19 protein-coding genes and 1 tRNA gene are annotated in these 17,334 nt (G+C 67.9%); 12 read left to right on the top strand and 8 right to left on the bottom strand.

Annotation, left to right across the window (positions count from 1 at the left end; translation table 11 throughout):
• The gene (locus tag OG504_RS26900) at positions 1-693 is read right to left on the bottom strand and encodes a class E sortase (protein ID WP_405992127.1); all 693 of its coding nucleotides are present in this window, start codon (positions 691-693) and stop codon (positions 1-3) included.
• Positions 694-714: 21 nt separating this feature from the next.
• Positions 715-1,494: a DUF881 domain-containing protein gene (locus OG504_RS26905; RefSeq protein WP_405992128.1), complete on the bottom strand. Its 780-nt coding sequence runs from the start codon at positions 1,492-1,494 to the stop codon at positions 715-717.
• A 142-nt stretch (positions 1,495-1,636) separates the two neighbouring features.
• On the opposite strand from OG504_RS26905, the gene crgA reads away from it, so the two are divergent.
• The gene (gene crgA, locus OG504_RS26910; RefSeq protein WP_033285718.1) at positions 1,637-1,891 is read left to right on the top strand and encodes a cell division protein CrgA; all 255 of its coding nucleotides are present in this window, start codon (positions 1,637-1,639) and stop codon (positions 1,889-1,891) included.
• Positions 1,892-2,185: 294 nt separating this feature from the next.
• Here crgA and OG504_RS26915 read toward each other — a convergent pair whose 3' ends face one another.
• Both OG504_RS26915 and OG504_RS26920 read right to left on the bottom strand, forming a co-directional pair.
• On the bottom strand, positions 2,186-3,097 hold the full coding sequence (locus OG504_RS26915) for a rhomboid family intramembrane serine protease (RefSeq protein ID WP_405992129.1): 912 nt from the start codon (positions 3,095-3,097) through the stop codon (positions 2,186-2,188).
• Between the two features lie 143 nt (positions 3,098-3,240).
• The gene (locus tag OG504_RS26920) at positions 3,241-3,768 is read right to left on the bottom strand and encodes a peptidylprolyl isomerase (protein WP_405992130.1); all 528 of its coding nucleotides are present in this window, start codon (positions 3,766-3,768) and stop codon (positions 3,241-3,243) included.
• Between the two features lie 317 nt (positions 3,769-4,085).
• Between OG504_RS26920 and OG504_RS26925 the strand changes: the two genes are divergently transcribed.
• The gene (locus OG504_RS26925) at positions 4,086-4,787 is read left to right on the top strand and encodes a DUF5324 family protein (RefSeq protein ID WP_405992131.1); all 702 of its coding nucleotides are present in this window, start codon (positions 4,086-4,088) and stop codon (positions 4,785-4,787) included.
• A gap of 437 nt (positions 4,788-5,224) precedes the next feature.
• Here OG504_RS26925 and OG504_RS26930 read toward each other — a convergent pair.
• Positions 5,225-5,297 (bottom strand) — tRNA-Ala (locus tag OG504_RS26930).
• Positions 5,298-5,477: 180 nt separating this feature from the next.
• On the opposite strand from OG504_RS26930, the gene OG504_RS26935 reads away from it, so the two are divergent.
• On the top strand, positions 5,478-6,026 hold the full coding sequence (locus OG504_RS26935) for a DNA-binding protein (protein ID WP_289920986.1): 549 nt from the start codon (positions 5,478-5,480) through the stop codon (positions 6,024-6,026).
• Positions 6,027-6,230: 204 nt separating this feature from the next.
• A complete protein-coding gene (locus tag OG504_RS26940) occupies positions 6,231-7,805 on the top strand; it encodes a protein kinase domain-containing protein (protein ID WP_405992132.1) in 1,575 nt (524 codons plus the stop codon).
• 35 nt (positions 7,806-7,840) lie between these two features.
• Here the strand turns inward: OG504_RS26940 and OG504_RS26945 are convergent, their stop codons facing one another.
• Together OG504_RS26945 and OG504_RS26950 are read right to left on the bottom strand one after the other, a co-directional pair.
• Entirely contained in the window at positions 7,841-9,178 is a 1,338-nt protein-coding gene (locus tag OG504_RS26945; protein ID WP_405992133.1) for a hypothetical protein, read from the bottom strand.
• Positions 9,179-9,369: 191 nt separating this feature from the next.
• A complete protein-coding gene (locus OG504_RS26950) occupies positions 9,370-9,498 on the bottom strand; it encodes a DLW-39 family protein (protein WP_003999697.1) in 129 nt (42 codons plus the stop codon).
• A 337-nt stretch (positions 9,499-9,835) separates the two neighbouring features.
• On the opposite strand from OG504_RS26950, the gene OG504_RS26955 reads away from it, so the two are divergent.
• Positions 9,836-10,183, top strand: a complete 348-nt coding sequence (locus OG504_RS26955) for a DUF6344 domain-containing protein (protein ID WP_405992134.1) — start codon at positions 9,836-9,838, stop codon at positions 10,181-10,183.
• A 295-nt stretch (positions 10,184-10,478) separates the two neighbouring features.
• On the opposite strand, the gene OG504_RS26960 is transcribed toward OG504_RS26955, so the two are convergent.
• Positions 10,479-10,892 (bottom strand): hypothetical protein, encoded by a 414-nt coding sequence (locus tag OG504_RS26960; RefSeq protein WP_405992135.1) that lies wholly within the window; start codon positions 10,890-10,892, stop codon positions 10,479-10,481.
• Positions 10,893-12,606: 1,714 nt separating this feature from the next.
• Here OG504_RS26960 and OG504_RS26965 point away from each other — a divergent pair.
• The 7 genes from OG504_RS26965 (at position 12,607) to OG504_RS26995 (ending at position 17,326) form a co-directional block, all read left to right on the top strand.
• Positions 12,607-13,218: a nuclease-related domain-containing protein gene (locus OG504_RS26965; RefSeq protein ID WP_405992136.1), complete on the top strand. Its 612-nt coding sequence runs from the start codon at positions 12,607-12,609 to the stop codon at positions 13,216-13,218.
• Positions 13,215-13,688, top strand: a complete 474-nt coding sequence (locus OG504_RS26970) for a TIGR03668 family PPOX class F420-dependent oxidoreductase (RefSeq protein ID WP_405992137.1) — start codon at positions 13,215-13,217, stop codon at positions 13,686-13,688. The genes OG504_RS26965 and OG504_RS26970 overlap by 4 nt, the downstream gene beginning before the upstream one ends.
• 55 nt (positions 13,689-13,743) lie before the next feature.
• Positions 13,744-14,514 carry a GntR family transcriptional regulator gene (locus OG504_RS26975; protein WP_405992138.1) on the top strand — a complete coding sequence of 257 codons (771 nt, stop codon included), beginning with the start codon at positions 13,744-13,746 and terminating at the stop codon, positions 14,512-14,514.
• Between the two features lie 165 nt (positions 14,515-14,679).
• Complete coding sequence (locus tag OG504_RS26980; RefSeq protein ID WP_405992139.1) at positions 14,680-15,009, top strand: hypothetical protein; 330 nt, start codon at positions 14,680-14,682, stop codon at positions 15,007-15,009.
• Between the two features lie 2 nt (positions 15,010-15,011).
• Positions 15,012-16,358, top strand: coding sequence for an FtsK/SpoIIIE domain-containing protein (locus OG504_RS26985; RefSeq protein ID WP_405992140.1), 1,347 nt, complete (start codon positions 15,012-15,014; stop codon positions 16,356-16,358).
• 82 nt (positions 16,359-16,440) lie between these two features.
• On the top strand, positions 16,441-16,611 hold the full coding sequence (locus OG504_RS26990; RefSeq protein ID WP_405992141.1) for a hypothetical protein: 171 nt from the start codon (positions 16,441-16,443) through the stop codon (positions 16,609-16,611).
• Positions 16,612-16,687: 76 nt separating this feature from the next.
• A complete protein-coding gene (locus OG504_RS26995; RefSeq protein WP_405992142.1) occupies positions 16,688-17,326 on the top strand; it encodes a DUF2637 domain-containing protein in 639 nt (212 codons plus the stop codon).
• Positions 17,327-17,334: the final 8 nt, after the last annotated feature.

Raw genomic sequence — 17,334 nt, forward strand, 5'->3', positions numbered from 1 at the left:
CTAACGGCGCAGCGCGGCTGGTTTCCCGGCCTCCACAGGCTGTGTGGAGTCCAGGTGTGCCCAGACGATCAGCCGGTGGCTGTGCCCCCACTCCGGATCGCACGTGGTCAGCGTGAGATAGCGGCCCGAGGCCGTGTACCCGGACTTACGTGGCACAGGATCGATCACCTCAATGTCGGTGGGCACTGTTTTGTAAGGCCCTTTGTCGATCCGATACGTGAACCAGGTGGTCCCGTCCGTCAGCACCACCGCGTCGCCCGCACGCAGATCCGGAAAGTTCACGAAGGGGTTGCCGTACGTCCGCCTGTGCCCCGCCACCGCGAAGTTGCCGACCTGCCCCAGCTGCGCGGTGCCGGCGTAGTGCCCGAGCCCCTTCTTCAGGGTGTTCACGGCGGTGTCCTCGAGAACCGGCTTGTTCCACGTGAAACCAAGCCGCGGGATGTACATGATCGCGAAGGGCCTGCCGTCCTTGTACGCGGCCGGTTTCGCCGGAGCGGGCGAGGCGGCGGGCGCGGGGGACGCCTTCGGGTGCGCGGTCTGCTGCGACCACTGGTTCTGCAGCTGGTGGATCTGGTCGCTCATCGTGCGGTCGGCCTTCACACCGGTCCAGAACAGCACGTAGACCACGAAGAGGACGATCAGGGTGCCCACGGTGATGCAGAGTTCGCTGACGCTCCTGACGATCACGCGCACCGGCAGCTCCCGTACGGCCGCTCACTCCACTGGCTTCGCGTAGTGCAGATCCACTGTGCCCGAGTACCCAGGAAGAGTCACCGTCCCGTCGTCGGTCACTTTCCAGCCGAGCCCGTAGACGTCGACGTACACCTTGTAGTTCTGGATCGCCTTGGACGCCGTCAGCGCCGCCTGCAGCTTCCCCGGGTCCCCGACCGCCGTGATCTTGTACGGCGGTGAGTAGACCCGGCCCTGGAGGATCAGGGTGTTGCCCACGCAGCGCACGGCGCTGGTCGCGATCAGCCGCTGGTCCATGACCTTGATGCCCTTGGCGCCGCCCTGCCAGAGGGCGTTCACGACGGCCTGGAGGTCCTGCTGGTGGATGACCAGGTAGTCGGGCTGCGGCTCGGGGTAGCCGGGGAGCTTGGCGGTGGCGTTGGGCGGGGCGTCGTTGAGCGTGACGGTGACGGCCTTGCCCTTGAGCTGCTGCGCGCCCGCGGTCCGCTCCAGTGCCGTGAGCTTCGTGTCGTCGGCACCCGTGCTGCCGTCGTCCTCCTTGCGGAGGGCGTCGACCTCGTCGCGCAGGACTCCGTTGGCGTCGTTCAGCCGGCCGTTCTTCTGGCTGCGGGTCTGGATCAGGTCGGACAGCTTCAGCAAGGAGGCGTCCGTGCGGATGTTGGTGCCCTTGGCCGTGTTGAAACTGGTGAAGAAGATGAGCCCCGCGAGGGCGAAGACGGCCACCGTGAGAATCCGCACGGGACGGAAACGGCGGATACGGGCGGGACTGGTACCCGTCCCGGGGGAGTCGGCAGAATTGCTCAACGTACCCTTATCTCCTTCGGCGCCGCGGAAGCACTACGCTAACGGACGCCCGGGGGAGCACTCAGTGTCCCCTTGTACGCTGCCCCGGAGCCCGCCCCAGTTCCCTGCGCGGCCACGCAGCGCATCGACAGGAGAGACCCTCGTGCCGAAGTCACGTATCCGCAAGAAGGCCGACTACACGCCGCCGCCGGCGAAAGCGGCGACCGCCATCAAGTTGAACAGCCGTGCCTGGGTCGCTCCGGTCATGCTGGCCATGTTCGTCATCGGGCTGGCGTGGATCGTCGTCTTCTACGTCACCGACGGCTCCATGCCCATCGACAGCCTGGACAACTGGAACATCGTGGTGGGCTTCGGCTTCATCGCCGCCGGGTTCGGCGTCTCCACGCAGTGGAAGTAGCGGCACAAGCAGCGGTCGAAGCTGCGGCCACCGCACGGTGAACGCAGCTCTGCCCACGGCTTTCCGCTGAGTTATCCACAGGCCAGAGAAGTATCCACAGCGGGCCTGGGGAAAAAGAACGACGATCTGTGGATAACCCACCGGGTGTTGACGCTGGTGTGACTGACACACCGGCAACCGCAAGCCTGTTCGCCCCCTGCCTGACCTGCATAAACACGGGTCAGTGACAGGGGGCACAGCTGTTCTCCACGGTATGCACAAGATCCGCCACGCACTGTGGACAACGGTTTGATATCAGCTGAGCTGAGCCGTCCTGATCAGCGTCAACACCACGACGACGACCAGTACGACCGCACAGGTGCCGTACTGGATCAGGGCCCGCCGCTCCCGCGGCGCGTGCACCATCGCGTACCCGGTGATCACACCGGCGACCAGGCCGCCGATGTGGGCCTGCCAGGCGATGTTGGCCCAGCCGAAGGTGAAGATGAGGTTGATCACCAGCAGGGCGATGACCGGCCGCATGTCGTAGCGGAGCCGGCGCATCAGAACCGCGGTCGCGCCGAAGAGCCCGAAGATGGCGCCGGAGGCACCGAGCGAGGGCTGGTTCGGGGCGGCGATCAGATAGGTGAGCGCGCTGCCCGCGAGGCCCGAGACGAAGTACAGGGCGAGATAGCGGGCACGGCCGAGGGCCGCCTCCAGCGGACCGCCGATCCACCACAGGCTCATCATGTTGAAGATGATGTGGATCGGACTGGCGTGCAGGAACATCGCGGTCAGCAGTCGGTACGGCTGCCCCTCGGCGACGCCCTCGACGGAGCCGAAGAGCGGGACGTACGCCTGGCCGAGGAGTTCGAAGTGCTCGGTGAAGCGGTCGCCCACCACCCGCTGCACCAGATACGCGGCGACACAGAGACCGATCAGGATCTTGGTCGCGAGCCGCGGATCCGCCGCCACCGTGCCGCCCGCGATCGTGCGGGGCTGGGCCGCGGTCGGGGCGTGCCCGGTACCGGAGCCGCCGCGGACGCACTCGGGGCACTGGAAACCGACGGAGGCGCTGACCATGCACTCGGGGCAGATCGGGCGCTCGCAGCGGGTGCAGCGGACGCCGGTCTCGCGGTCCGGGTGCCGGTAGCAGACCGGCAGACTCTGGGCATCCTGGGGCCGCTGTTCCTCCGGGCCCTGCGGGCTGCCTGGCGCCTGGTCCATGGGGTCCCCTCAATCCTTCGTACGCAATGCACCGCCCCGCCCATCCTTACGGACGAGCGGGGCGTTTGGTTCCCGGCGGTAAGTACTGGTGTCAACCCTGGGACCCGGGGCCTGTACGGCCCGGCCCTGAGATCTGTCCGGCCCTAGCGGGTCTCGACGACGACCGACTCGATGACGACGTCGTTGACCGGGCGGTCGGTGCGCGGGTTGGTGTCGGTGGCCGCGATGGTGTCCACGACCTTCTGGCTCGCCGCGTCGGTGACCTCACCGAAGATGGTGTGCTTGCGGGTCAGCCAGGCCGTCGGGGAGACGGTGACGAAGAACTGCGAGCCGTTGGTGCCCGGCCCGGCGTTGGCCATGGCCAGCAGGTAGGGCTTGTCGAAACGCAGGTCAGGGTGGAACTCGTCCTCGAACTGGTAGCCCGGGCCACCCGTGCCGTTGCCCAGCGGGTCCCCGCCCTGAATCATGAAGCCCTTGATCACCCGGTGGAAGACCGTACCGTCGTAGAGCCTGGCCGCGGACTTCTCACCGGTGGTGGGGTTGGTCCACTCCCGCTCACCCGTGGCGAGCTCGACGAAGTTCTTGACCGTCTTGGGCGCGTGGTTCGGCAGAAGCCGGACTTCGATGTCGCCGAGGCTGGTCTTGAGGGTGGCGTAGAGCTGCTCGGCCACGATCTGCCTTCCGTTGTCTTCCTGTGACCCCCAGATCCTCGCACGCTCGCTGAACCCCGTCGCCCGACGGCCTTCTCTCGGGGCATTTCCACAGGATCCGCTTGCGGAAATCCGGCCGAGTGGGTCCGGGACAGGGGCACGGCACCGGGATCCGTGGCATTGTCGACGACAACCCCCCGTTCCCGCGTATTCATCCGTTATTGCACGTGATCGTGACCCGGATGCCCGCCCTCACATGCCTCGTCGCTCTCTGACAGGCATGATCCGTAATTGGGTGGATAGACGAAGAACCGTACGCCACCGAGGAGGAGGAACTCGTGACCCGCATCGACAGCGTGCGCTCCGCGACCGGATCGGCGAAGGACAGCGTGCTGCACGCCGCGGAAGTGGTGGCGCCCTACGCCGACACGGCCAAGGACAGGGCCTCGTACTACGCCCATGAGGCACGCGTACGACTCGCGCCCAAGGTGTCGCTGGCCGCGGACCAGGCCCGCGTCCAGTACGACGCCCATGTCGTGCCGCGCCTGGAGCAGGCCCGCACTCATGTACCGCCGAAGGTCGACCAGGCCGCCCAGGAAGCCGCCGTCCGTACCCGCAAGGCTGCCCAGCAGGCCGCCGAGTACTCACGGCCGAGGATCGAGCAGGCGGTCGCCGCCGCGGGCCCGGTCAAGGACGAGGCCGCCGCGCGCGGTGCGGCAGCGTTCGCCGCGCTGCGCGGCCAGGTCTCGCCCAAGGAGATCCAGAAGCTGGTCCGCAAGCACGAGCGGCGGGCGAGGGCCGGCCGGCTCGCGAAGGGGCTGGCGGTTCTGGGCATCCTGGCGGGCGGCGCTTTCGCCGCCTGGAAGTGGTGGGACAAGCAGGCCAACCCCGACTGGCTGGTCGAGCCGCCCGCCGCGACCGAGGTGCCCGAGACGGGACACCTCACTTCGGTGGACGGCAGCCCCGAGGCCGTGCTCGACCCCGAGGTCGAGGCCAAGCAGGCCGAGGACGAAGCCGTCGAGAACGACGAACACCGCTGACGTCCGACGCACTTTCAACATCGCCGCGGGGCAGGAGACTTGAGGGTCTCCTGCCCCGCAGCGATGTTTCACGTGGAACAGTCGCCGACGCATCACCGGCGTCGCTGAACGCCTTGATTTCTTGATGTACGCAAGTTGCCTGCGATGACGTTTGCAACGCCCCGGGTGTACAAGCAGCGCACAGACTCCCTTAACGGACCGCACACCCTCGATTACGCGTCCGTATTCACACCAGCTCACACACCTCCCGCACACGCGGGCACATCATCCCCACATCGCGCCGACGGTCGACATGGCGCCCCGCGGGCTCCACCCGGCGCCGATATTTGCGCAAACAACTGCAACGAAGAGTTGCCCTTTACGTGACGCACGTCACCCCCCGGGCGCAAAGAAACACCGGCCGGACGCCACTGAGGGCGACCGGCCGGTGCGGGATGTGGAGCCTAGGGGAGTCGAACCCCTGACATCTGCCATGCAAAGACAGCGCTCTACCAACTGAGCTAAGGCCCCGCTAGAGAAGCGTTCGACCGGCAGAACCACACACCGGCGAGCTTCGGAGACCAGCGTACCGGGTCACCCCGGGTATCTCGCAAAAATTTGGGGGTCCCGGTGAACGACCACTCTCCGTAAGATGCTCGGCGTGGTTCGCTAGAGCGAACCGCGGTTTTGGGGAAGCGATGGGGAGACGCAATGGACGCCGCACAGCAGGAAGCCACCGCCAGAGCGCGGGAGCTGCAGCGGAATTGGTACGGGGAGCCTTTGGGGGCGCTCTTCCGTAAGCTCATCGACGATCTTGGGCTCAACCAGGCTCGTCTCGCGGGGGTGTTGGGGCTGTCCGCGCCGATGTTGTCCCAGCTGATGAGCGGTCAGCGGGCGAAGATCGGCAATCCCGCGGTGGTCCAGCGGGTGCAGTTGCTGCAGGACCTGGCGGGACAGGTCGCGGACGGCAGCGTGAGCGCGGCCGAGGCGACCGAGCGCATGGACGAGATCAAGAAGTCCCAGGGGGGCTCGGTGCTCAGCAACACCACGACCACGACGAGCAGTTCGGGAGCGCCCACGGTCAAGCGGGTCGTCCGCGAGATCCAGTCGCTGCTGCGCTCGGTGGCCGCCGCGGGCGACATCATCGACGCGGCGGACACCCTCGCCCCGACCCACCCCGAACTGGCAGAGTTCCTCCGGGTGTACGGCGCAGGCCGCACCTCCGACGCGGTCGCGCACTACCAGTCCCACCAGAACTGAACCTCACGGCCCGGCTGCCGATCGGGGGTTCGGCAGCCGGGCACGCGGCCGGCGAGGGGCACGAGGGGGTCGTGCCGCTCACCGGGAGCACGTGCGGGACAGCCGCGAGGGAGTGCCATGAGGAACTGCCGTGAAGGGGAGTCGTATCGCTCGTCTCGGGGGAAGCAACGGAGGTAGCCGAAGGGGGAGGAGCGACGCACAGCCATGGGTGAGGTCTTCGCCGGCCGGTACGAACTGGTCGACCCGATCGGGCGCGGCGGTGTCGGCGCGGTCTGGCGCGCCTGGGACCACCGGCGTCGCCGCTATGTGGCCGCCAAGGTCCTGCAGCAGAGCGACGCGCACTCGCTGCTGCGCTTCGTCCGGGAACAGGCGCTGCGGATCGACCACCCCCATGTGCTCGCGCCGGCCAGCTGGGCCGCCGACGACGACAAGGTCCTGTTCACCATGGACCTGGTGGCGGGCGGCTCCCTCGTCCATCTCATCGGGGACTACGGTCCCCTGCCCCCCGCCTTCGTCTGCACGCTGCTCGACCAGCTCCTCTCCGGTCTCGCCGCGGTGCACGCGGAAGGTGTCGTGCACCGGGACATCAAACCCGCCAACCTGCTCCTCGAAGCCACCGGCACCGCTCGCCCCCGGCTGCGTCTGTCCGACTTCGGCATCGCGATGCGGCTGGGCGAGGCGCGCCTGACGGAGACCAACCTCGTGGTGGGGACGCCGGGTTATCTCGCGCCCGAGCAGATGATGGGCGCGGAGCCGGACTTCCCCGCCGACCTGTTCGCCGTAGGGCTGGTGGCGCTGTATCTGCTGGAGGGGGCCAAGCCGGACTCCAAGGCGCTGGTGCAGTACTTCGCGGAGCATGGGACTCCGGGGGCGCCCAAGGGCATTCCCGAGGCGCTGTGGCAGGTCGTGGCGATGCTGCTGCAGCCCGATCCACAGGCCCGCTTCCGCACCGCCACAGGGGCACGCAAGGCGCTCGCCGCGGCCGCGGAGCTGTTGCCCGAGCCCGGCCCCGACGACGAGCTGATCGAGATCTTCGACCAAATCGGGCCGCTGCCCTCGGAGTTCGCGCCCGAGGGTCCGCTGAAGCGGGCTTCCGGGGTGGACACGGGGTCGACGACGACTCCCTCGTCGGCCGGGCCTCCCGAACCCGAGAACGACATGGGCGCCGGCGTCAGCGGCGTCAGCGGTGTCGGCGATCTCGGTGATCTCGGTGTCGAGGACCGTGACTCGGCCTGGCCCGGCACGGACTCCGTACCCGTGGATCCACGGCAGGGCATCGCCTCCCGGCCGGCCCCACCCCCAGCTGCCGGCCCAACTCCCACTCCGACTCCGGCCCCGCCGACTTCCCCGCCCCCGGTTCCGTCGCCGTCCCCGATGTCGGACACCGGCAGCTTCCATCTGCCGCCTCCGCAGGCCCCGTACGGACAACAGGCGGGCCAGGCCGACCACGCGGACCAGGCACAGCAGATAGCCGAGGCCCACCAGGGCGGCCAGTACCAGCCGCCCATGTACCCCTCCCCCCAGTACTCCTCCCCTCAGCACTCCTCCCCTCACGACCTCACGCATGTCCTGTCCTCCCCCCAGCCGCGTGCTGATCCCTCTACTGCTTCATACACCGCTCAGGTCCCGCAGGTTCCACCGTCGGCGCCGTCGGTTCCGCAGCACCGCGGCAGGCGGGCCAAGCGCCGGCCCGGGCCGCCCGCGAAGGTGGCGATCCCGGTCCTGCTGCTCGCGCTGGCCTGCTATGCGGTGGGGTTCTGGGCACTGACCCAGATCTGAACCGTGGGATCTGAACCGAGGAAGGGGCGGGGCGGTTACAGGGCCGCCGTCGAGGCCCGGTCCCGGCGCCTGGCCGACACCGTCCACACGCCGAGCGTCGCCAGCAGCACGGTGCCCGCGCCGATCCCGGCCACCGCGAGCACCTTCATCGCGGTGTCGCCGCCTCCCCCGGCGCTCCCCGTCACGGCCGCCGCGCGGTCCTGTGTGGTGACATCGAAGATGTTCCGGGGCTCAGGCCGGCCCGCGTACCCGGGACCGCCGTGCGCCGTACCGGCGACGCGCACGCGCAACGTCACCGGGAACGGTCCCTGGCCGAAGCCGTCGGCCAGCTGCGCGTCGAGGTGCACGACGAGGTAGTACGACCCGGCGAAACGCATCCCGTTCTCGTGGTCGACGACGGAGTAGCGGTTGCGGTACTCGACGGGCGGCAGGGGCTCCAGTGCCACCGACCTCTCGCTGCCCCGGTAACCGAGGCCGGCCTCGTCGACGGAGGCGCGTACGGGGTTGTAGAGCGCCAGGTCCAGCGCACGGCTCACATAGCCGCTACCGCCGTCCGAAGCGCCCAACTCGGCAGTGACGGAAAGCTGTTGGCCCCAGTCGACCGGCACCTTGTAGAAGAGGGTCCGGCCGGGCCCGATGTCGTCCCGCCACACGCCCTGCCCGACGGCGACCGCCCCGGCGAACCCCGTACCGCCCGCACGGCGCCGGGCCTCTCCCGTGACGGCCTCGGGCGACGCGGAGTCCCAGACCTGGGGCGCGTCGGTCGCGCCGGCCTGGGCGAGCGCGGGTTCCGACACCGCGGTGAGTTCAAGACCCCAGGTGTCCGACGAGGAATCCGACGCGTCGACGCGCTCGACGAGGACGTAGTACTTGCCGCTCCCCTTGCACAGCGCCTTGCCCGCCTCCCGCACGGCCCAGGCGGCCACGGGGTGCGGACTCCGGCCGGCCCCGAAGGTGGCGCTCCGGTACGTGCAGCCGGAGCCCTTGGCGTTCCGCATCGACACCTTGATGCCGTCGGTGGCGGCCACGGTGGTGCCCGCCGGAGGCACGGCGGTCACGGAGACATAGGCGTTCGACGTGGCGTCGAGATCAAGGCCGTAGTAGACACTGGCCCCCTTCGAGAGGGAACTCCGGTACGTCGCACCGGGCTCCAGGTCTTCGGCGTCAGCAGTACTGCTCGCTCCGTCGACAACCCGGTCGCCCTTGTCGTAGCCGTAGGAGCTGGACGACCCGGCCGCCATGGCGGGCCGGTCCGTGAGGGCGGCCGTCGCGCACAGGACCGCGGCGAGGACCACGACACGTCGTACGGCCCCAGCGACGGGCGTGCGGCCGCCCTGTGCCCGCGTCCGCCACCACGCCGTACGCCGCCCCATCACGCGCCACCCCTCGTCGTTGCTCCGGACGTGGCCCATCCTGCCCCGCACGCGCGCGTGGCATCCCGGCAATGCGGACGAGTGTCCGAAACGCCGGGGTCGTGGCGGTCGTACCCGCACCAGGGCAGGGGCGCAACACAAAGCCCCGACCGCCAGGCGGCCGGGGCTTGATCAGAACTGGTTCTCGGTACTCAGGAACCCGTGGGCACGGAGTCGGTCGCCTCCGTCCACAGATCCTGCTCGGCGCGATCCGCCTGGATCTGGCGGTACACGAGGAGCCCGCCGATGGCGGCCAGTGCGACCAGGAGAAGCTTCTTCACCGCGCGACCTCGTCTTTCCTTGACGTAGGGGACCTCTGTCGCCCGACTATACACACCGACCGAGACCGATCAGTGACCTGCGTCCAGGGTCAACTCCCGCCCGGTACAGCGCAGTAGGAGCGGACGCGACCGCTCCGATCTGAGGGTGATCACATCCCCACGGACGGTTACTTCGCCCACCTTTCGCGCATCTTCGACCGTTTTATGGCCTCTTGCACCCATCCGAGTGGTGTTCATCAGAACATCGACGCGCCATGGGCGTCGGTCCACCACTTCGCAGCCCCCATACACATCATGAGGAAAGTACGCAAATCGCCCAACCTGAAAGTGAGGGGCCATGGCCCAGATCAAGGTCATGAAGTTGTGGAACGCCTTCGTCACCGGCTTCCTGGCACTGTGCACGGCACTCGGACTCATCACGGTCACCGCGACGGTCGCCGCCGCGACTGAGCGGCCCGAAGCGGCGAGCAGCAGCGCGGTCGCCGAGACGACGACACCGGCGATCTCCCCCTGGTCCTTCACCAGGTCACTGCCCCCCACGATGAAGCAACGCATCCGCGCCGAGGCCCACGGCAAGTCCCCCAGCTGCCGCCACCGCCCGCCGACGGACACGGACGAGACGACGGAGACGGCCGACGCGGCCGAGACGGACCACGCGGAGCCGGGAGCCCCGCTCCAGCGCTGACCCGTACGCCTCCAGCACCAACCTGAGCCCCTCCAGCACCGCCCCGGGCCCTTCCAGCACCGCCTCAGGCCCGACCAGTACCGTCTCAGGCCCATCCAGTACCGACCTGCGCGCCGACACTCCGGCCCGCGAGTCTCCCTGGCCTTACCTGACTTGCTCAACCTGCCCGACTTGCCCGACCGTCCGCCCTCTCTGACACAGCGGCGAACTTGCGTACAAAGCTCCAGAGACGACACAGAGGACCCCAAAAACCCCTGGCCCACCATGGCCGGGGGTCTTCTGGCGTGCCCATGGCTCATCCTTCCCCGGTCCCACCGAACGGCCCGTCCGTGCGGACCAGAATCCCGGGACAATCCGGATCGACCACCCCTGTGTAGTGATCGGTCCAGAAGTCCCGCCGGGTGCGCGGCAGCGGCACTTCCACAAGGCGGCCGTCATGGATCATCCACAGGCCGAAACAGTCGTCTTCCTCATCGTGGATCAGCACCTGGACGGTGTGCGGCGACGGCCAGGGCAGAGACTCAAGGTGATCCAGCAGTCCGGCCCATCGACTCCGTCGCACGAACTCGATGGCCCAGCCGTCGAACATGCCGTGGCCGATGTCGGTGAACTGCCCCGTCCACGGACGGCTGTCGTCCCGCTCGGTCAGCGGTTTCATGATGTTTTCTGCGTCCCTGGCCAACACGACGACCTCGGCGAATCTGCTCATGAGCGAGTATCACCGGCCACCAGGAGGGCACGGCAATCGAAATTCTCCCGAGCCTGAACCGTCCTCCCCCGAGACGCCGAAGACCCCCAACCGCAACCGGCTGGGGGTCTTCGAACTGGTGGGGCTAACAGGATTTGAACCTGTGGCCTCATCCTTATCAGGTCGATCATGGGGGTCCGGTCGCCTGCGCCAACCTCCGGTACATCCTGGGTAGCTGTTCACCAGGGTCCGGAGTCGATCGCGGCAGTTCGCGGCTGTTGGTGTCAGGCGCTGGTGTCAGACGCCAGTGGCTCACTTGACGGATTCCGCGATCAGGAGTAGCGACCGATCGAGCCCCAACTCTACTTCAGCACAAGGGAGTTGGGACAGGTCGATGTTTCACGTGAAACCAACCGATTCACGCACCCTGTACGGACCTGAGCGCATACCGCGCAATTGACTAATGGTCCGTAATACCGGTACACAACACCCACTGAAACCCACCACTCGCCCCAGCTTCCATCCCGTCCGCCGTCGACCCACACACCGTGGAGCGGGCGTGGTTCCTGGCGTCCAGGTGGAGCGCGCCACTGTACGAACGACCTGGACGCCAGGGGCCTCGTCTGCTCGGCTCTGCCTGGGTCGATGGTGGTCGGGATGGAAGCACCCCACGCGCACCCCTACGGGCCCGCACTCGGCGACGGCGCCCCCTCCATCCCGGTGCCGGCCGATCCCCCGCCGGAGGCATGCTCTGACCTCCACAATCCCGTCCGGTCATCACGGTCCGCCGGCATCGACGGAGCCTCCAGCCGTCGCGCACCTGCTTTTGGGTTCAAAGCGTCTGTTGGTCTATGGCGGATCATGCAAGTTGACCTGTGGGCAATGCCGTCTTCCCCAAGGTCGGGCCTGGTGGTGTGGGTCATGGGCGGGAAATCAGGCTCGGTCCGGTGCATCAGCCCTTGGCGGGATCGGAGTGTGAAGCGTGATCACCCCGGGGCATCGAAGGTGGCGCGGGGCCGGGGGCGGGGGCGGCGCGCAGCCGTAGGCGGGAGCGCAGCCCCCGCCCCCGAGCCGCGCGCCGGCCCGCAGTGCGGGCCGGGGGTGTGTGATCAACGCAGCGACGGTCGAAAGCCGATAGGGACAGCGCGACCGGATGGCCGAAGGGCCAAGAGCCCCCGCCGTTGCTCCGTGCCGCTACGGGCCTGCGCCCCAAGGGGGTTGAGGTGTAGCCCTGAGGGGCTGTGAAGCGTGGGGAAGCTGAGGAACCTTACGGTTGCTGTCGAGTCCTGTTATCCCAAGTGCGCGACGGCTGGAGGCTCCGTCGATGCCGGCGGACCGTGGTGACCGGAACACCCCGTCCCCGCCCAACGGGCGGGGCTTGATGAGGTAGAGAAACCTGTAACAACCCTCGACGGCGCGCGAGTTGATGACCGGATGCCTTCTTGCCGTTCGGCGCGGGAGTTGGTCCCATCACGATGATGCGGCGTCGTCGGCGGGGGTGGGAATGCCTGGCTTAGTGGTCAAGCACTGGAAGCGTCATGGGCACGATCGACTCTACGTAGCCACCGAGAGTGGCGACACCGTTGCCTGGTACGACTGCAAGTCCGGCCACCTCAAAGTGCTTCAGGCGTCGTACCGAGATCAGGTGCTGGATGCTTTGGCGCCTCATCTGGCGGGCCCTTCGTCTCCTGTTTCGGTCGCGTCGCCTTCGACGGCCGCGCTACCTCCCCTGCCCGTGACCGACGATCTCGCCGCGAACCGCCCCGGTGACTCGCTCCTCCCTCAACTGAAGGGAGCGCCAACCTGGCTGAACAGGCAAATGATGCGGCTGTGGCGTCAGAGCGATGACAGTGACTCTTGGCGGAAGGGTGTTGCTGGGGAACGGATCGCCGGCGCCAAGCTCGATCGACTCAAGAGGCGCGGCTGGCATCCGCTCCACTCCATACCCCTGCCGAGCGGAGCAGACATCGATCACTTACTGATCGGACCCGGTGGCGTCTTCTGCCTGAACACCAAGTACTTCCGCAACGCCCGTGTCTGGGTGGGCGACAGCGCGGTGAAGGTGAACGGCGGTCGAGGGCACCCGTACGTCCGCAACAGCCGTCATGAGGGCAGCAGGGCATCAGCGGTGCTGACCAGAGCTTGCGGCTTCCCGGTGAAGGTGGCTCCGGTGCTGGTCTTCGTCTCTGCCGCCAACATCGCGGTGGCCCAGTCCCTGGGTGATGTCAAAGTGATCAAGGATCGAGAGATCTCGTCGTTCCGGCGACAAGTAGGAGTACTGAGGCCGGAGGAGATCGAGTTCGTCTACGCCGTCGCTCGCGATCGCCGAACCTGGCTCAGCTCATGATCGAGCTGAAGGGCCCCGCCTTTGTCCGCCCGGCTGGATACGGTGACCACATGAAGCTTGCTTCTGCTGATGCTCGTACAAGGTTCGCTTCGTCGCCGGTCGCACGCCTGGCGACTGCTGGCGCTGACGGTGTTCCCCACGTCGTACCGATCACGTTCGCGATCAGTGACAATGCCGTGTTCTTCGCAATTGATCACAAGCCCAAGACCTCATGGAACCTTCGGCGGCTCCGGAACATCCGAGAGAATCCGCACGTGGCAGTCCTCGTCGATCACTACGCCCCCGACTGGTCCACGCTCTGGTGGTCAAGAGGCGACGGTCAAGCGGAGGTCTGGGACAGCGGCGACGATCGGCTAAAGGCCGTTGAACTGCTGCAAGACAAATACGAGCAGTACCGCGATCATCCCCCTGAGGGGCCTGTCGTGATCGTCCGTGTCGAGCACTGGAGCGGGTGGGCGTTCACTGAGTGACGCTGTCAGTGCGGTCACGTAGGCTAGCTTGCATAGCCAAGTCGAGGTGACCCAAATGCCCGAGAAAGATCTTCCTACCTACAGGAAGATTGCGGATGAGCTTCGCGCATTGATCCTTTCTGGAGGCCTACCTCCGGGCGAGAAGCTGCGCTCAGAGAACGAACTCAAAGATCAGTACGACACGACGCGCGTCACGGTACGCAAGGCTCTGGCACTGCTCAAAGCTGACGGCTTGCTGATCAGCGAACAAGGGCGCGGGGTGTTCGTCCGCCCCCGCCCGAACGTCCAGATGCTCACCACGGGGGCGAACTTCAGGGAGCGACGGCAGACCGGTGTCAGCAACTTCAACGCCGAAGCCGCCGCGCAAGGACTTCGTCCCGAGCAGCGAATCCTGGAGGTCCGGACGTTGCCGGCTCCCGCCGAGATCGCATCACGGCTCGGGGTGGAAGAGGGGACATCCGTCATCGTTCGCCGGCGCGCGTTCTTCGTGAACGATGCACCCATGCAGCTCGTCGACGGGTACTACCCCGCCGCACTGTTCGGCGGCACAGAGGTTGAAGAACCTCGCCGGATCCGTGGCGGCGTGAGCCGGCTGATCGAAGATCCCCAGGGGCCGGTGAAGCAGCGGATCGTCCAGTTCGTCGAAGACCTTGAGATCGGCATGCCAAGCCCTGCCGAGATCGACGCACTGAGTATCCCGCCAGGCGTGCCCCTGGCTCGCGTCTTCCGGACCGCACACACCGCCGCAGGTCAGGTAGTCGAAGTGCTCGATTCACGCGTCCCGTGCGATCGACACGTCTTCCGGTACGTGATCGACGTTCCCTGATGCATCAGCGTGCGTGATCTCACCTAGAGGACCTTCGGGTCCTCTTTTTTTAACTACCCACTTGCATATCCAAGTTGAGGGTCCTACGGTGATGACACAGCTTGGATATACAAGCTGCCGTGAGTGGAGGGGATCGAACTCTTCCGCCGTACAAGGGAGTGACGCATGCCGTCGTTCAAGATCGATGTTTCGACCGCCGTGGTGTTCGTGGCGACCGCGCCGACGCCGAAGCTCGCCAACAAGCAGACCGGGGAGCGGGCCATGGACCGGGAGACCGGTGCGGGCCTGTCGACGGTGGGTCTGCTGATCTCGGACGAGGGAGAGGGCAACCTCTACCAGGTCACCATTCCCGAGACGGGCATCCCCGAGGGCCTGATGCCGGGTACGCCGGTGCGGGTGATCGGGCTCAAGGCCCGTGACTGGGAGAACGAGTTCAACGGCCAGAAGCGGCACGGGATCTCGTTCCGCGCGGTCGCCGTGACGGCTGGGGCCTGACCATGACGGACCTGGCGACCTGGCTGGAGGCCGGGACCATAGCGGCCGGCGCCGGTGGCCTCGGCTACGCCAAGTACAACGCTCCGCGCGTGTACTGGTCGGTGGTGGGCCTGCCGGTGACGTGGGGCCGGTTCACCTGGACCTACCGGGACACGATGGAGGTGTGCGGGCTGACGGTGCAGCCGTCCGGCTTCCGCGCCTTCGTGAAGCGGAACCTGGCCCGTGCCGAGGTGCGGCCGGTGCCGCCGAAGGTCCGCCGTGTGCGGGGTACCTCGACCGGTCTGCGGGTCACTCTCCGGCTTCCGGCCGGCCTGGAGCCCGCCGATCTCGCCGCGTCCTCCGAGCGCCTGCGTCACGCGTGGGGCGTGCGGTCCGTGATCGTGCGGGAGACCAAGCCCGGCTATGTCGAGCTGCGCATGACCGGGTGGGACGTGCTGCGCCGGGTCAAGCTGCCGCGCAAGGCTCAGCCGCGTGATCTGGTCGTTCCGGTCGCACTGCGGGAGGACGGCACCGTGTTCGTGCGGGACTACCGCAAGGTGCCGCATGCCCTGACGCTGGGCGCGAACCAGTCCGGGAAGTCGATGTATCAGCGCAACCTGATCAAGGGGCTGGCTCAGTTGCCGGTCGGTCTGATCGGGATCGACTGCAAGCGCGGTGTCGAACTCGGCCGGTACGCGTCGCGCCTGTCGGCACTGGTCACTGATCCTCAGTCGGCCGGGGACCTGCTCGACGCGCTGGTCGCAGAGATGGAAGAGCGTTTCGACCTGCTTGCCCTGTACGGGGTCTCGGACCTGTGGGAGCTGCCGGAAGAGGTCCGGCCGGTGCCGCTGGTCGTGCTGGTCGACGAGATCGCGGAACTGTTCTTCGTGACCTCGAAGAAGGATGAGGCGGCCCGCGATCACACGGTCATGAACCTGGTGCGGCTGGGTCAGATGGCCCGCGCGATCGGCGTCTACCTGGAGGTGTGCGGGCAGCGCTTCGGCTCCGACCTGGGCAAGGGCGCGACCGCGCTCCGTGCTCAGCTCACCGGCCGGGTCGTGCACCGCGTCAACGACAAGCAGACAGCGGAGATGGGGCTCGGCGACATCGCTCCGGATGCCGTGATGGCGGTGACCGCGATCGCCCCGGACCGCCCGGGTGTCGCGGTGGCCGGCGACACCTCCGGAGGCTGGTCCCGCATCCGCACTCCCGAGACCACCCCCGGCGAGACAGCGGCCGTGTGCCGCCAGTTCGCCGACCTCACCCCGGACCTGCCGTTCCTGGCTCCGTTCCGGCCGGTCGGGCAGCTCTCCGTCCCGCCGATGCCGGCCGTGCCGCCGCTGGTTCAGCCCCGGCCGGTCACCGACTAACACCCCCCGATTCACGGTCGGCGTGACCGCCTCGCGCCAGGTCCCTACCCGCGCCATGCCCAAATCCGGAAGGAGAACGCTCATGGCCCCGCGCAAGACCGCAAAGCCCAAGGTCAAGCCGTGTCCGCCCTGCAAGGGCACCGGTGAGGTCTCCCGCACGGTCCTGGTCGGCCGCAAGCGCCGGTCGGTCGGACAGCAAACGGGCATCTGCCTGGGCTGCCTGGGTGCCGGCGAGATCCCCGCCGACGACTGAACTCGCCGGGGCCGGGCGGCCGGACACCGCTCCCCGCCCGCCCTCTGGCCCAACCCCTGTGAAGGAGGTGAAGACCGTGTCTCGCCCGATCCGCATGGACGCCGTACTCGTACAGGCCGTGATCGCCGGTGCTCTGTCCTTCTCTCACCTGCACGACCTGGCCCAAGCCGCCGGACAGACCGGATGGAAGGCCTGGGCCTACCCCATCTCCGTCGACCTGCTGATGGTCGCCGCGTGGCGCCGGCTGCGGGCCCACCGCTCCGGACTGGCGTGGTGCTGGTTCGTGGTCGCCCTGGTCGCCTCGCTCGGCGCCAACATCGCAACGGCTGGCTTCCTCGACCTCGCACACCCGCCCGCCCTGCTCCGGCTCGGGGTCGCCGGCTGGCCCGCACTCGCCTTCCTCGGCGGCACCCTGCTTGCTCACGCACCTGCCGACCCCACACCGGAACCGCAGCCGGAGCCCCGACCCGCGCCGGTGATCGACCGCCCCGAGACTCCTGCCCCGGCACCGGCGCCGGAGATCGCTTCACCGGAGCCTGCACCGGCTCTCCCGGAGGCGGCCCCGGCCGTGCCCCCGGCGCTGGTCGACCACGCCCGCAAGATCGCGGCCGAGCACCGCACCCGCACCGGTACCGCGATCGACACCGCCACCCTGCGCGCCCGGCTCGGCGTCCCTGAGGACCTCGCCGGCGCGATCGCCGCCCAACTCGCCTGATCCATAAG

This window comes from Streptomyces sp. NBC_00986, from assembly GCF_045162565.1.
Classification (GTDB): Bacteria; Actinomycetota; Actinomycetes; order Streptomycetales; family Streptomycetaceae; genus Streptomyces.

Bases quoted from the DNA above. Each gene is read 5' to 3' on its own strand.
- OG504_RS26975 (WP_405992138.1), top strand. From the start codon at position 13,744: ATGCCCGAGAAAGATCTTCCTACCTACAGGAAGATTGCGGATGAGCTT.
- OG504_RS26940 (WP_405992132.1), top strand. From the start codon at position 6,231: ATGGGTGAGGTCTTCGCCGGCCGGTACGAACTGGTCGACCCGATCGGG.
- OG504_RS26980 (WP_405992139.1), top strand. From the start codon at position 14,680: ATGCCGTCGTTCAAGATCGATGTTTCGACCGCCGTGGTGTTCGTGGCG.
- OG504_RS26990 (WP_405992141.1), top strand. From the start codon at position 16,441: ATGGCCCCGCGCAAGACCGCAAAGCCCAAGGTCAAGCCGTGTCCGCCC.
- OG504_RS26955 (WP_405992134.1), top strand. From the start codon at position 9,836: ATGGCCCAGATCAAGGTCATGAAGTTGTGGAACGCCTTCGTCACCGGC.
- OG504_RS26915 (WP_405992129.1), bottom strand. From the start codon at position 3,097: ATGGACCAGGCGCCAGGCAGCCCGCAGGGCCCGGAGGAACAGCGGCCC.
- OG504_RS26985 (WP_405992140.1), top strand. From the start codon at position 15,012: ATGACGGACCTGGCGACCTGGCTGGAGGCCGGGACCATAGCGGCCGGC.
- OG504_RS26935 (WP_289920986.1), top strand. From the start codon at position 5,478: ATGGACGCCGCACAGCAGGAAGCCACCGCCAGAGCGCGGGAGCTGCAG.
- OG504_RS26945 (WP_405992133.1), bottom strand. From the start codon at position 9,178: ATGGGGCGGCGTACGGCGTGGTGGCGGACGCGGGCACAGGGCGGCCGC.
- OG504_RS26970 (WP_405992137.1), top strand. From the start codon at position 13,215: ATGATCGAGCTGAAGGGCCCCGCCTTTGTCCGCCCGGCTGGATACGGT.
- OG504_RS26960 (WP_405992135.1), bottom strand. From the start codon at position 10,892: ATGAGCAGATTCGCCGAGGTCGTCGTGTTGGCCAGGGACGCAGAAAAC.